General features: G+C 75.3%; 13 protein-coding genes. 2 read left to right on the top strand and 11 right to left on the bottom strand.

Annotation, left to right across the window (positions count from 1 at the left end; genetic code table 11):
- Positions 1–6 precede the first annotated feature (6 nt).
- From BLR12_RS15420 to BLR12_RS15375, 10 genes are all read right to left on the bottom strand, one after another.
- A complete protein-coding gene (locus tag BLR12_RS15420; RefSeq protein WP_255363530.1) occupies positions 7–966 on the bottom strand; it encodes a pilus assembly protein TadG-related protein in 960 nt (319 codons plus the stop codon).
- Positions 954–1,352 (bottom strand): TadE/TadG family type IV pilus assembly protein, encoded by a 399-nt coding sequence (locus BLR12_RS15415; protein ID WP_091379712.1) that lies wholly within the window; start codon positions 1,350–1,352, stop codon positions 954–956. The genes BLR12_RS15420 and BLR12_RS15415 overlap by 13 nt, the downstream gene beginning before the upstream one ends.
- A gap of 95 nt (positions 1,353–1,447) precedes the next feature.
- Positions 1,448–1,696, bottom strand: a complete 249-nt coding sequence (locus BLR12_RS15410; protein WP_091379709.1) for a Flp family type IVb pilin — start codon at positions 1,694–1,696, stop codon at positions 1,448–1,450.
- Positions 1,697–1,875: 179 nt separating this feature from the next.
- Entirely contained in the window at positions 1,876–2,547 is a 672-nt protein-coding gene (locus BLR12_RS15405; RefSeq protein WP_091379706.1) for a prepilin peptidase, read from the bottom strand.
- A 42-nt stretch (positions 2,548–2,589) separates the two neighbouring features.
- A complete protein-coding gene (locus BLR12_RS15400) occupies positions 2,590–2,934 on the bottom strand; it encodes a hypothetical protein (protein WP_091379703.1) in 345 nt (114 codons plus the stop codon).
- 7 nt (positions 2,935–2,941) lie between these two features.
- Positions 2,942–3,688, bottom strand: a complete 747-nt coding sequence (locus tag BLR12_RS15395) for a hypothetical protein (RefSeq protein WP_091379701.1) — start codon at positions 3,686–3,688, stop codon at positions 2,942–2,944.
- Positions 3,689–3,920: 232 nt separating this feature from the next.
- Complete coding sequence (locus tag BLR12_RS15390; RefSeq protein WP_255363529.1) at positions 3,921–5,414, bottom strand: HNH endonuclease signature motif containing protein; 1,494 nt, start codon at positions 5,412–5,414, stop codon at positions 3,921–3,923.
- Between the two features lie 138 nt (positions 5,415–5,552).
- On the bottom strand, positions 5,553–6,776 hold the full coding sequence (locus BLR12_RS15385; RefSeq protein WP_091379698.1) for an MFS transporter: 1,224 nt from the start codon (positions 6,774–6,776) through the stop codon (positions 5,553–5,555).
- A 67-nt stretch (positions 6,777–6,843) separates the two neighbouring features.
- A complete protein-coding gene (locus tag BLR12_RS15380; protein ID WP_176832537.1) occupies positions 6,844–8,112 on the bottom strand; it encodes a multidrug effflux MFS transporter in 1,269 nt (422 codons plus the stop codon).
- A gap of 106 nt (positions 8,113–8,218) precedes the next feature.
- Entirely contained in the window at positions 8,219–9,184 is a 966-nt protein-coding gene (locus BLR12_RS15375) for an NAD(P)/FAD-dependent oxidoreductase (protein ID WP_176832536.1), read from the bottom strand.
- A 268-nt stretch (positions 9,185–9,452) separates the two neighbouring features.
- On the opposite strand from BLR12_RS15375, the gene BLR12_RS15370 reads away from it, so the two are divergent.
- Entirely contained in the window at positions 9,453–10,208 is a 756-nt protein-coding gene (locus tag BLR12_RS15370; RefSeq protein ID WP_091379692.1) for a hypothetical protein, read from the top strand.
- A gap of 154 nt (positions 10,209–10,362) precedes the next feature.
- Here the strand turns inward: BLR12_RS15370 and BLR12_RS15365 are convergent, their stop codons facing one another.
- On the bottom strand, positions 10,363–11,802 hold the full coding sequence (locus tag BLR12_RS15365; RefSeq protein WP_255363527.1) for a protein adenylyltransferase SelO: 1,440 nt from the start codon (positions 11,800–11,802) through the stop codon (positions 10,363–10,365).
- Between the two features lie 128 nt (positions 11,803–11,930).
- Between BLR12_RS15365 and BLR12_RS15360 the strand changes: the two genes are divergently transcribed.
- Positions 11,931–13,136, top strand: a complete 1,206-nt coding sequence (locus BLR12_RS15360) for a PP2C family protein-serine/threonine phosphatase (protein WP_091380046.1) — start codon at positions 11,931–11,933, stop codon at positions 13,134–13,136.
- Positions 13,137–13,223: the final 87 nt, after the last annotated feature.

Below are 13,223 nucleotides of genomic sequence, written 5' to 3'. Positions count from 1 at the left end.
GGGCCCCTATCGGACGAGTCGGAGGACCCAGGCGCCCAGGGAGGGCGCACCAGGGCCGTAGGAGAAGGAGTTGCCGGCGTCGACGAAGCGGGTGAAGTAGCCGCGGATGCAGCGGTCCTCGCCCTTGCACGGCTTGCCGGCGTCGTACTGGCCGCCGAAGTGGTACGCGGTGATCGTGAACGCGGCGTAGCCGTAGACGTGGTACCAGGCGCTGCTGCCGGTGCCGCCCGCCTCGTCGAAGATCGGCAGCAGCACGGTGCGGCCCACCAGCGCGGCCACGTCGTCGGTCTCGCAGCCCCGGGACGGGTTGTTGCCCGGCTCGGAGGTGAACCGGCCGCCGACCCGGCTCGTGGCCCGGCAGGTGGTGCCGCCACCGTCGGTGGTCAGCCAGCCGAAGCCGCCGGGCACGAACATGTCGGAGGGCCCGGTGCACCCGGTGTCGGACTTCTTCGGCAGCTCGATGGTGCGCTCGGTGGTGGTCGAGGGCAGGCCGCCGCCGGTCTGGGCCTTGAACTCGCACCAGGAGAAGATCAGCGGCAGCATCGCCGTCCCGGCGTCGGGCGCGCCCCAGGCGACGGTCGCGGTCGCCCTCACCTGCGTCGACTCGTGGCCGATGACCGGTGCGAACCAGTGCTCGGTGGGCGTGCTGCCGGTGACGGTCACGCGGAGCGGGTCGCTGGCGAGCACCGGCGGGGCGGCGGAGGCGTCGCCGAGGTTGGCGTCGACCATGCCCTGCGCCGTGGCCCGCATGTCGCCGCAGGCGCCACGGGCGCAGTCACGGGCGACGGCGAGGGCCGCGGCATCGGCCGCGGTCTGCAACCGGGTGCGCTCCGCGTAGAGCGCGCCGACGTCGACCGCGATCGCGGTGAACCCGAGGATCGGCACCAGCAGCAGGGCCAGGAGCACCGCCGCGGCGCCGTGCTCCCCGGCCAGCCGCCGCCGGATCCGGGAGGTCAGCCGTTGCACCGCATGACCCCCGTCCCGGTCAGGTCGATGCGCGCGCCGAAGAAGTCGGTGAGGAACGGCATCGGGTAGGCGACGGTCACCCGTACGTTCTGGGTCGTCGTGCTGGACGTCGGGCAGCCGGTCTGCGGCGTGACGGTGATCTGCGCGTTGGCGACCAGGGGGTCGAGCGTGGGGCTGGCATCGCGGACGGCCCTGCGCGCCGCGGCCGGGTCGTTCTGCAGGGCCATGACACGGGCACCCTCGCGGGCGGCGGCGGACAGCGTGCCCTGCACCTGGAACGCGTGCCCGAACTCGGCGATGCCGAGCACCAGGACGAGCAGCAGCGGCACGATCATCGCGAATTCGACGGCGCTCGCGCCGTGCTCGTCGCGCAGTCGGGTGCGCATCTGTCCCCCACCTCCTCCGCAGTAGTCGTCCGGGTACGGCGCGGCGCAGCGGCCCCGGGGGGACGGGGCCGCTGCGCCGTGGAAGATGCGAGTGCTCAGGTGGCGGGAGTCGTGCCGGTGCCGGTGGTGGCGGTGGAGCCCAGCTTGGTGCCGATGGTGTCGAACAGGGCGTCGAGGTTCTTCCCGAGCAGGACGACCGCGGCGATGATGACGACGGCGATCAGGCCGACCATGAGGCCGTACTCGACGGCGGTCGCGCCCTTCTCCTCGCGCTTGAGGCGCTCCTCGACGAACGAGTAGAGCGTGACGACCGTGGCGAGCGGGTTGGTGACGAGGTTCAGCACGGGGACTCCCTGGAGGACGGTGCCGACCGGTCCGGGTCGGGGGTGACCCGGCGTCGCAGCACTTGCCAGGGGGTGTCGAGAGATCGGCTTGCCCGCTTGAGCCCCGTCCACCCGGTCGGCCGACACCGTCCGCCCGCCCGGGTGAACGCCCACCGCCGCCGTCACTCGCGGTGACCGCCTCAGGGCAGCAGCGCGGTCCCGCCGATCACCAGGGCGGCGCCGGCGAGCATGGCCGGGCCGAACGGCAGCTCGCCGCGCAGCCCGATCCGCCGGGTGGCCAGCAGGGCCAGCGCGACCACCGCCTGGACGACGAAGCCGGCCAGCGCGCCGAGGACGACCACCGGCCAGCCGAGCCAGCCCAGGTACAGCCCCAGGAGCGCGGCGAGCTTGACGTCACCCATGCCGAGTCCCCCCGGCGAGACCAGCGCCAGCGCCAGGTACACCGCGAACAGCGTCGCCGCGCCGAGCACCGCCCGCAGCAGCGCGTCCCACGCGCCGCCGGCCACGGCAGGCACGAGCAGGAGCGCCGCACCGGCGACCAGCGCGGGCAGCACGACCCGGTTGGGCAGCAGCCGGTGCCGCAGGTCGACGACGGTCAGCAGCACACCGGCCACGACCAGGAGCAGGAAGGCGGGCAGCTCCCAGGAGGCACCGAACCGCAGCACGGTGAGGACGGCGAGCAGCGCGGTCAGCGCCTCGACCACCGGCGGCCGGACGGCGACCGGCCCGGGCGCCACCAGCTCGCGAGCACTCGTCCCGGCCGGCCACGGGAAGCGGCCGGCGGCCCGGTTGACCAGCACCCCCGCGGCCGCGCCGGGAACCAGGGCGACGACGGCCAGGACGACGAGCACGCAGGGACGATGGCACGCCCAGGCCCGCTGGCCCGGGAGCGCTCACCCCGTCGGGTGGTCGCGCCCCTCCGGCCGCTCCCCGCGCGGCCCGCCGATGCGCCGCACCGCGGAGGGGAGCATCAGGCCGAGCATCGCGGCGGTCGCCATGAGCGGCCCGGTGGTCGCGCGTGTCCCGCCGACGTCCAGCCGGGCGACCACGGCGCTGGTGACGGTGACGACGCAGCTGGCGAAGAGCACGGCCAGGGCCACGTACTCCGGCGGCGTGTCGGCCACGATCGTCGTCCGGCCGCCGGCCGCGACCACGCTGACGACCCAGGTGCCGACCCAGGCGGCGAAGGCCACGAGGTGCACGCGGGCCGCGGTGGTCCGCTTCCGCGCGGCGTCCACGACGCGGTCAGGCGTCCTGCTGGGTCCGGAACGCCTGCTCGAGGAGGTCGGTGAAGGCGGCCTCGTCGAGCGGCTCGGAGCCGGTGCCGGTGCGCTGCAGGAACACCGTCCGCGGACCGTCGGTGGCGACCGCCAGGAGCGAGGGCACGGTCAGCTGCGTGCCGTCGGGCGCCGACACGGCGGTGGTGAGGCGCACCCCGCCGCTCGCGTCGCCCAGCTCGGGGACCTCCAGGAGCGCGAAGTCGACGGTGATGGTGGTGCCGTCGGGGGCCTCGACGGTCACCTTCGGGCACTGCTCGACCAGCTGGTCGAACCGCGGCCCGGCCTCCTGCGGCTGCTCGGCCTCGGCCAGGACCTCCACGGTGACGGCGTCCGGGGCGGTCGCCGTCTGGGCCACGATGGCGCCGAAGTCCTCCGGCGTGACCGTCGTGGCACCCAGGTTCTGACCGCACTCCGGCGGCGTCACGGTCGCGCCCTGCGGCAGCCCGCCGGCCGCGCCGGTGGCCACCTGGCGGACGTCGACGGTGACGACGTTGGCCTCGGGCCCGAACGCGTCGGCCGGCAGCAGCCCCGCGGCGAGCTCGTCCTGGGTGCTGAGCTCCTCGGGCGCCTCGCTGGACGACGGCGCCGTGCTCGACGAGGACGGCGCCGCGGCCTCGCCCCCCGCCGGCTGCTCGGCGCACGCGGTGGCCGCGGCGAGGACGGTGAGCCCGGCGAGGACGGGACCCAGCAGGCGGCGCTTCGGGGAGGTCATGAGCCGGAAGCTAGGGGCGACCTCCGGCCCTCGCTCCGGGTGACCGCCGTGGTCACTCGATCAGGCGACTGCGGCTCGCGCCGGTTCCGGAACCCGTGATGGGCTGGCCAGTCGCCGCTCTCGGGTGGGTCACACGGGCGGACTCCGAGGCGAGCGGCCCCGTCGACAGGGCGCCCGCACTCCAGGACCGACAGCGGTGCGCCGTTCGTTCCGCGCATCGTCGAGCCGGGGGTCAGAAGGGTGGCTCGTCGTCCGGGGCGGCCCGCGTCGGCGGGGAGCCGGTGGTCTGCGGCGGTTCCGGTACCCGGGCGCGCGTGCCGGGTGGTCGGGTGGTGCGGGTGACCCCGGAGGGGGTGGTGACGGTCAGGGTGCCGTCGGGGGTCATGGTGAACCGCCAGCCGCGGGCGAAGGTCTTGAGCCGGTGGTGGGAGCGGCACAGGCAGCACAGGTTGGCGCAGTCGGTCTCGCCGCCGTCGGCGTGCGGGAGGACGTGGTCGCGGTCGGTCCAGCCGACCCGTTGCCCGCAGTTCGGGAAGCGGCAGGCGCGGTCGCGGGTGCTGACGAAGGCGTCCTGGGCGGCGGTGGGCGTGTAGGCCTCGGTGGCCGGCGGCGCGCCCAATACGGGGCAGCCGCAGTCGCGGTCGGGGTGGTCCCGGCAGCCGCGGCGGACCAAGCGGGCCAGCTGCGCCGGCGTGGCCGTGGCCAGCAGCCGGCCCTCGGCGTCGGTGAGCGCGAACGCCAGCGACCCATGCTGCGGCGCCCGCAGCCCCAGGGCGCCCAGTTCTTCCAGCAGCTCACGGAGGTGGGCGGCAGTGATCGGCTGTCCGTTCACCTCACCCGCGGCGCCGGAGCGCCCGGCCAGGCTCGCCAGGTCCGCGGTGATGTCCAGCCGTGCGGTGACCGCCGGTCGGCTGGTGTCCCACGGCCGGCGGATCAGGTCCGCCAGCACCTCCGCGCGCAGCTCGCCGATCGGGCGGGGATCGCCGTCGGCCTTGAGCAGGGCGGCCAGCTGGTCGACCATCGAGAAGCACTCCTCGGACACCGGCGTCGGCAGGTCCGCGGCCAGCGTGGACATGCCCTCCAGGTGCGAGGCGTAGGAGCGCACGTCGGCCTGCCGGCGCGCGTCCGTGCGCCGCTTGTCGACCGCGGCGGCGTCGAGCTCCAGCAGCAGCGCCAGCGCCCGGGCCCGCAGCCGGCCGGTCGACAGGCCGGCCGCCTCGGGCAGCAGCCGGGACTCGATCACCCGGGCGATCGCCGGGGAGGTGTGCGCCAGCACGTCGACCAGCACCTTGGCCCGCGCCTCGTCCAGCACACCGTCGGACAGGGCGGCCCAGGTGGCCGGCAGGCTCTCCCGGTACACCCACGCGCGGTGCGCCAGGTGCGCGGCGGTGCCCCGCCCGCAGTTGAGCACCACCGCCAGCTCGGCCGGGAAGAACTCACTCACCCCGGGCAGCTCGGTGTCCGCAGCCCACGACCCCTTCCGCGCACCCGGATGCCCGGGCGGCGGATCCAACGTGTCGGGGCTGTCGTCGGCCAGCCCCAGCACCAGCTCGGCCTCGTACGCCGCCGCCATCGCCCGGGCGGAGATCACCCGCTGCAGCTCGGCGGCCTTCTGCGCTCGGGTCAGCATCGACACCGGGAGGCGGGCACCCAGCAGCGGCTGGTCGACCAACCAGTCGACCAACAGCCCCTCCAGAGGGGTCTGCTGCTCTGCCACCACCGCCACGACCCGAACATACGTTCGGGGTACGACAGTTCTCGGTCTATCGCCGGACGATGTGCGCTCGCCCCCCTGTAGCCGGGTCGACGTCACCGGCTCGCCCCGCCGCGATCGACGATGACTGAACTCCCTCCACGCTCGACCTCAGCGGTGCCGGGAAGCGTGCTCCGGCGGGGACTCCCGGCGCTCGTCCCGGCGGGCCGGCGTGCTGACCAGGCCGGGCGGCAGCCGCAGGGTGATGAGCAGGGCGAGCAGGGGCAGCGGCAGGAGCGCCGCCAGCGACCACACCAGGCCGTGCGCGTCGGCCAGCAGCCCGAACAGCGGCGTCGCGGCGCCACCGGCCGACACGGCCAGGCCCAGGGTGACGCCGGAGGCGGTGCCGATCCGGTTCGGCAGGTACTCCTGCCCCAGCGTCGTCTGCACGGAGAAGGGCAGGTAGAGCCCGACACCCAGCAGGACGGCGGCGGCCAGGGCCACCGGCCAGGACGGCGCGGCGACGAGCAGCACCAGACCGGGGACGGCGACGGCGTAGCCGAGCCGGATCGCCGGGACCCGGCCCCACCGGTCGGCCAGCCAGCCGCCGGCGAAGGTGCCCAGTGCCCCGACCGCGAGGAACGTGGTCAGCGCCGCGGAGCCGGCCGAGGCCGTAACGCCGAAGCGGTCGATGACGTACAGCGCCACCAGCGACGACACCCCGAAGTAGAGGACCGAGCGGATCACCACGAGCCCGGCGAGCCAGCCGAACGACCGCCAGTCGTCGTCCCGGAGGGAGGCACCCCCTCCCCCGCCTGCCGGTCGCGGACGGCTGCGGGCCCGCCGGCCGAGGGCCAGCAGGACGGCGGCCATGACCAGCGCCGGCAGGGCGAGCAGCGGCGTCCCGGCCACGCCGTAGGCCAGCAGCACCGGGGTGACCACGACCGGCCCCAGGGCCAGTCCGGCGTTGCCGCCGACGGCGAACCAGCTCATCCCCTGCGCGGAGGCACCCGCGGCGGCGCGGGCCGCCCGGGCCGCGGCCGGGTGGTAGGCGGCCACGCCGAGGCCGGAGAGGGCCACCGCCGCCCAGGTCCACCAGTAGGAGCCGCCGACCCCGGCCAGCCCGATGCCGACGCCGGCCACCAGCAGCCCGACAGGGGTCAGCCAGGGCAGCGGCCGCCGGTCGACCAGGACGCCGAACGCCGGCTGCACCACCGACGACAGGACCGTGGCGGCCAGGGTGATGCCGGTCGCGGCCGCGTAGGTGTACCCCCGCTCCAGCACCAGGAAGGGCAGCAGCGCGGGCACTGCTCCCTGGTAGAGGTCGTCGACGACGTGGCTGGCCGTCAGCACGCCCAGCCCGCGGCGGTCGAGGACTCCCCGGCTGTCGCTCACCCGGCGACCGTGGCCGCCGGACCCGCCGGTCGTCAACCGGCCGCTCGGGCAGGCCCGGCCCGTCCGGTCAGCGGGCCGGCGCCGGCTCCTCGACGTCGGTCAGCTGCCACGGCCGGACGACGGCCACCAGCACCACGATGGCCAGCGACAGGGCGACGAGGATGACCGTGCCCATCGCCGCCGCGTCGTTGCCCAGCAGCCCGACGACCGGGGAGACCGCGGCGCCGACGCCGAACTGGACCGCGCCCAGCAGCGCCGCGGCCGCGCCGGCGGAGTCGCCGTGCCGGGACAGCGCCAGGGCCGGCGCGTTGGGCAGCGCCAGGCCGGAGGCGAAGAGCATGGCCCACAGCGGGACGACGACGCCCGGCAGGCCGCCGGTGCCGGTCAGGGCGAGCACCAGCATGACCGCGCCCGAGAGCGCACCGCCCACGACGCCCGCGACGAGCACCTGGGCCGGGGCCCAGCGCCGGAGCACGACCGGGTTGAGCTGGGTCGCGGCGATCAGCCAGACGGCACCGGCGCCGAACAGCATGCCGAACTCCTGCTCGTCGAGGCCGAACTGGCGCTGGAAGACGAAGGAGGAGCCGGAGACGTAGCTGAACAGCCCGGCCATGGTCAGCCCGGCGACCAGCACCAGGCCGACGAGCGTGCGGTCGCGCAGCAGCCGCCGGTAGGTGCGCAGCGTGCCGCCGAGGCCGGCGGTGCTGCGGCGGGCCGGCGGCAGCGTCTCGCGCAGGAAGAACCAGCCCACGGCGAGCAGCAGCAGGCCGTAGACCGCGAGGACGGCGAAGATGCCGCGCCAGCTGGTGAACCGCAGCAGCTCCCCGCCGAGGGTCGGCGCCAGCACCGGCGCGGCCCCGAGCACGAGGAACAGCCGCGACAGCATGGTGGCCGCGGCCCGTCCGGTGAACAGGTCGCGCACGATCGCCATGGCGACCACCGCACCGGCCGCCGTGCCCACGCCCTGGAGCACGCGCAGCACGCCGAGGACCTCGATGGTCGGGGCGACCAGGACGAGCAGGGACGCCACCACGTACAGCGCCGTGCCGGCCAGCAGCGGACCGCGCCGGCCGAACGCGTCGGACAGCGGCCCGAGGACCAGCTGCCCGATGGCCAGGCCGACGAGCGTGCCGGTGAGGGTCAGCTGGACCATCGCCGACGTCGTCTCCAGCTCCGCGGTGATGGTCGGCAGCGCCGGGAGGTACATGTCGATGGTCAGCGGCCCCACGGCGACGAAGGCGCCGAGGAGGAGGGCGAGCAGTGCCCGGTTGGGCGGCGCGTCCGCGGTCGTCGGTACGAGCGTCGCCGGAGCGGCGCGGTCCTGCAGGTCTGTCACGGGTGTCCCTGTCGGTCAGGCGGTGTGCGAGCGGCCCACGCTGGCCGGATGTCAGGGGGCAAGGCGGGACGGCGACCGGACATTCCTGGTCGGCCCCATCCGTCGCTCAGACCTCCACCGGCTCGCGTGCGGCGGCGACGGCGCGGGCGGTGTCCTCGACCACGAGGTCGTAGTTGACCTGGGCGCCGGCCGTCGCGCCGGCCGCGGCGGCGGCGCCCACCTGGGCGGACAGGTCGGTGACGTTGCCGGCGACCCACACGCCGGGGACGGCGGTGCGCCCGGTGGGGTCGGCGGGCAGGTGCTCGCCCATCCCCGAGGGGTGCGGCAGGGGGTCGAGCCCGAGGCCGGCGAGGAAGCCGGCGCGGGCGACCATGCGCGACTGGACGGCGACCGCCTCGCGGGCCACCACCGTGCCGTCGGCCAGCCGCACGCCGGTGACGCGGTCGCCGTCGACCACCAGCGACGCCACCTCGCCGGTCACCACCGGGATCCCGAGGGCGGCGAGCTGCTCGGCCTGCTCACCGGCCGGCGCCGGGTGGGTGTGGGCGAACAGGGTGACGTCGGGGCTGAGCTGGCGGAACAGCAGCGCCTGGTGCACCGCCATGGGACCGTTGGCCAGCACGCCGATCGCCCGGTCGCGCACCTCCCAGCCGTGGCAGTACGGGCAGTGCAGCACGTCGCGGCCCCACCGCTCGCGCAGCCCGGGGACGTCGGGCAGCTCGTCGACCAGCCCGGTGGTCACCAGCAGCCGCCGCGCGCGCGTGCTGCGCCCGTCGGCCAGCCCGACCGTGAACCCGTCGCCGTCCCGCGCGACCGTGGCGACCTCGCCGTCCACCACCTGGCCGCCGTAGGAGCGGACCTCGGCCCGCCCGCGCTCCAGCAGCTCACCGGGTCGCATGCCCTCGCGGGCGAGCAGCCCGTGCACGCCCGCCGCGGGCGCGTTCCGCGGGGCACCCGCGTCCAGCACCACGACGGAGCGCCGCGAGCGCGCCAGCACCAGCGCCCCGTTCAGCCCGGCCGCGCCCCCGCCGACCACCACGACGTCGTACCCGTTCCCCAGCTCTCCGGTCACCGTGACCACCTCCACGACGACTGTGCGACCGCGAGTCATCCGACGGCAAGGATCGTTGCTGACCTGGCAAACGGCCGCGGAGCTCCGGCCACACGGGGCGACCCCACGCCCTGCTGTCGCCCACGTCACATCCAGCGCGGACACGCCGCACCGCAGCAGGAACCCAGGTCAGGGGACCCGAGCGGCTGAACCGCGCCTCACCTGGGCCCGAACAGGAGGCGTCGTCGAGCCGTGGTGGCTCGGCCGACCGCCTCCCGAGAGGAACACCATGCGCAATCGAGCACTCTTCAGCGTCCTGGCCGGCGCGGCCCTGCTGCCGGCCCTCGCCACCCCGGCGCTCGGATCGGACCGCCAGTACGACGACGGGTGGGACGCCGCGACGTACCAGGCCCGCCTGGACCCCGTGCCCCACCACCCGAAGGCCGACAGCGGGTCCGACGTGAACGGCCATGCGGAGCTGGTCGAGGTGGACGGCGAGCTCAAGGTGGAGGTGGAGGCCTGGGGGCTCAGCCCGCTGCTGCCGCACCTCATGCACATCCACGGCGAGCTGGAGGCGGAGAACGAGTGCCCCGGCCCGCGGTTCAGGGCCGGCGGGGTGGACGACCGGCTGATCGAGACCGCCGACGGGCTGCCGGCCTACGGCCCGATCCTGGTCACCTTCAGCGCGGAGGGTGACACGAGTGCGGACTCCGGGCTCGCCCTCGACCGTGCGCCCGTGGCGGACGAGGACGGCACGCTGAGCTACCAGCGCGTCCTCCTCGACGTGCCGGACGACGTCCTCGACGAGCTCGACGACCTGCACATCGTCATCCACGGCGAGGACCTGGACGACGACGGGACGTACGACGCCGAGCCGATCACCGCGCTGGGCGCGCCCCTGGAGGCCGAGCTCCCCGTCGCGTGCGGTGAGCTGGACGAGGTCGACGCCGACGCCGACGACCACGACGAGGACGACCACGGCAAGAAGGACCACGGCAAGAAGGACCACGGCAGGAACGGCGGCCACGGCCACCGCCACGGCTGACCGGTCGGCACGGGCCTCGCGCGGTGACCGTGGCGGACCACGGGTAGCCGGAGCCTGCGCCTCCTGAACGGGCCGACGGCACCTCCGGGGAGATCCCGCCGGAGGTGCCGTCGCCCCCGGCGCGGTCGTGCGCCACCGCAGCGGGCGGCGTGCCTCAGGTGCCGCAGAAGGTGCGGTACGGGCCGGCGCCCTCCGGGGCCGGGGTCGTGTAGCGCTCCAGACCGGGCCGCTCGTCGAAGGGCCGGGCCACGACCTCCAGCAGGCGCTCGAACGGGGCCAGGTCGCCGGCGGTCGCGGCGTCGAGCGCCTCCTCGACCAGCTGGTTGCGCGGGACGTAGACGGGGTTGGTCCGGTCCATCACCTCGGCGTCCGGTGCCAGTGCCCGCCACCGCTCCAGCCAGCCGTCGAACGCCGCGAGGTCCAGCACCACGAGCCGGGCGGGCTCGGCGTCCCCCCGGGCAGCGGTGCCGAGGGAGCGGAAGAAGCTGGTGAGGTCGACGCGGCTCTGCGCCATCAGCGTCAGCAGGTCGTCGACGAGCGACGCGGCGACCTCGTCGTCCAGGCCCTCGGGCAGGCCGAGCTTGGCGCGCATGCCCGCCGTCCAGGCCGCGTTGTACTCCGGGCGGAACCGGCCGAGCGCCTCCACCGCGAGGGCGACGGCCTGCTCCTGGTCCTCGGCGAGCAGCGGCAGCAGCGCCTCGGCGAACCGCGCGAGGTTCCACTCCATGACGATCGGCTGGTTGCCGTAGGCGTAGCGCCCGCCGTGGTCGATCGAGCTGTAGACCGTCGCCGGGTCGTAGCCCTCCATGAACGCGCAGGGACCGTAGTCGATCGTCTCGCCGGAGATCGTCGTGTTGTCGGTGTTCATCACCCCGTGCACGAAGCCGACGAGCACCCACCGCGCCACGAGCGACGCCTGCGCCGCGACGACGGCCTCGAACAGCGCCAGGTACCGGTTGTCGGCGTCGGCGGCCTGTGAGTGGTGCCGGGCGATCGCGTGGTCGGCGAGGCGGCGCAGCAGGTCGACGTCCCCCGTGGCCGCGGCGTACTGGAAGCTGCCGACGCGCAGGTGGCTGCTCGCGACGCGGGCCAGCACGGCGCCGGGCAGCAGGGTCTCCCGGCGCACGGCGCGGCCGGTCGCCACCACGGCGAGGGAGCGGGTGGTCGGGATGCCCAGGGCGTGCATGGCCTCGCTGATCACGTACTCGCGCAGCATCGGACCGACCGCGGCCAGCCCGTCGCCGCCGCGGGAGAACGGTGTGCGGCCCGACCCCTTGAGGTGCAGGTCGCGCGGCCGGCCCTCGGCGTCCACCAGCTCGCCGAGCAGCAGCGCCCGGCCGTCGCCGAGCCGTGGGACGAAGCCGCCGAACTGGTGCCCGGCGTAGGCCTGCGCCACCGGCTTCGCACCGCCGGGGACGGCGGTGCCGACCAGCATTCGCACGCCCTCGGGGCTGCGCAGCGAGGCGGGGTCGAGGCCGAGCTCGGTGGCCAGCCCGTCGTTCAGCACGAGCAGGCGCGGGTCCGGCGCCTCGTCGGCCTGCCAGGACACCGCCATCTCCGGCAGCTCCCGGGCGAAGCGGTCGTCGAAGGACACGGTGGCAGCAGACGCGACACTCACCCCGTGGTCAGCGCACCGACGGCCGCTGCTGTTCCCGATCCCGGCACCGGGCCACCGGCGCCCGGCCGGTGTGGACCCGGGCGTTCTGGGCACCGGACCCGGTCGTGTCCTCCCCTGACCTCGCCGGGACCGGTGACCCGCTGCGGGCGTTGCTGCGCGACGTCCACCTGCTCGCGCCCGACCAGCTCTCCGCCGTCGTCGCCGCGCACGGGCGGAGGCTGGGTGCCCGCGAGATCGTCATCTACCTCGTCGACTACGAGCAGGTGCTGCTGCAGCCGCTCCGTGGCGAGGGCGTGCCACCCCGGCAGGAGCTGAGTGTCGAGGGTTCGCTGGCCGGACGGGCGTTCCGTCAGGTGGAGGTGGTGTGGTCGCCGGCGCACTCGCGGACCAGGCGCCTGTGGGTGCCGCTGCTGGACGGCGTCGAGCGGCTGGGGGTCGTGGAGATCGTCGTCGACACGGCCACGGCGACCGTCGAGGACGAGATGCGGGCGCTTGTCGGGCTCGTCGCCGAACTCGTCGTCGTCAACGACAACTACACCGACATCTTCGCCCAGTTGCGCCGGCGGCGGACCATGAGCCTGGCCGCCGAGATCCAGTGGGATCTGCTGCCGCCGCTGACCTTCGCCTCCGACCGGGTCGTGATCTCCGGCGCGCTGGAGCCGGCCTACGACATCGGTGGCGACACGTTCGACTACGCGGTCAACGGGCCCACCGTCGACCTCATGGTGCTGGACGCCGTCGGCCACGGGCTGCCGGCCGCCGTCCTGGCCTCCACCGCGGTGGGCGCCTACCGCCACGCCCGCCGCGAGATGCGCGACCTGCCGGACGTCGCCGCGGCGGTGAACGACGTGATCGCCGGCGAGTTCAGCGGCAGCCGGTTCGCCACCGCGGCCATCGCGCGCCTGCACCTGGACACCGGCCAGCTGCGGTGGGTCAACGCGGGTCACCCCCACCCGCTGATCGTCCGCGACGGCGGGCTGCTCGTCCCCGGTCCGTGCAAGCCGCACCCCCCGCTCGGCCTGCAGCTGCGCAAGCCCGACGTATGCGAGACCCAGCTGCGCCCCGGCGACCGCGTCATCCTCTACACCGACGGCATCGTCGAGGCGCGGTCGCCGGCGGGCGAGTTCTTCGGCGAGGAGCGGCTGGCCGACTTCGTGCACCGCGCCAGCGCCGCCGGGGACCCCGCCCCGGAGACCGTGCGGCGGCTGATGCGGCACGTCCTGGCCCACCAGGCCGACCACCTGCAGGACGACGCCAGCATCATCGTGCTCGAGTGGCGGACCGGGGACGAGCGCCGACTGGAGCCGTGACGCCGTCGCCGGTCCGCCGGCTCCCGTGGTCCCCGACGAGCGGCCCTCCGGCCACTCGCGCACCGGGTGATCACCCAGCCGCAGCGC

The organism is Geodermatophilus sp. DSM 45219 (assembly GCF_900104025.1).
Lineage (GTDB): Bacteria > Actinomycetota > Actinomycetes > Mycobacteriales > Geodermatophilaceae > Geodermatophilus.
Note: the sequence above shows the minus strand (reverse complement) of the source record. Positions and strands in the feature narration are given on the sequence as shown.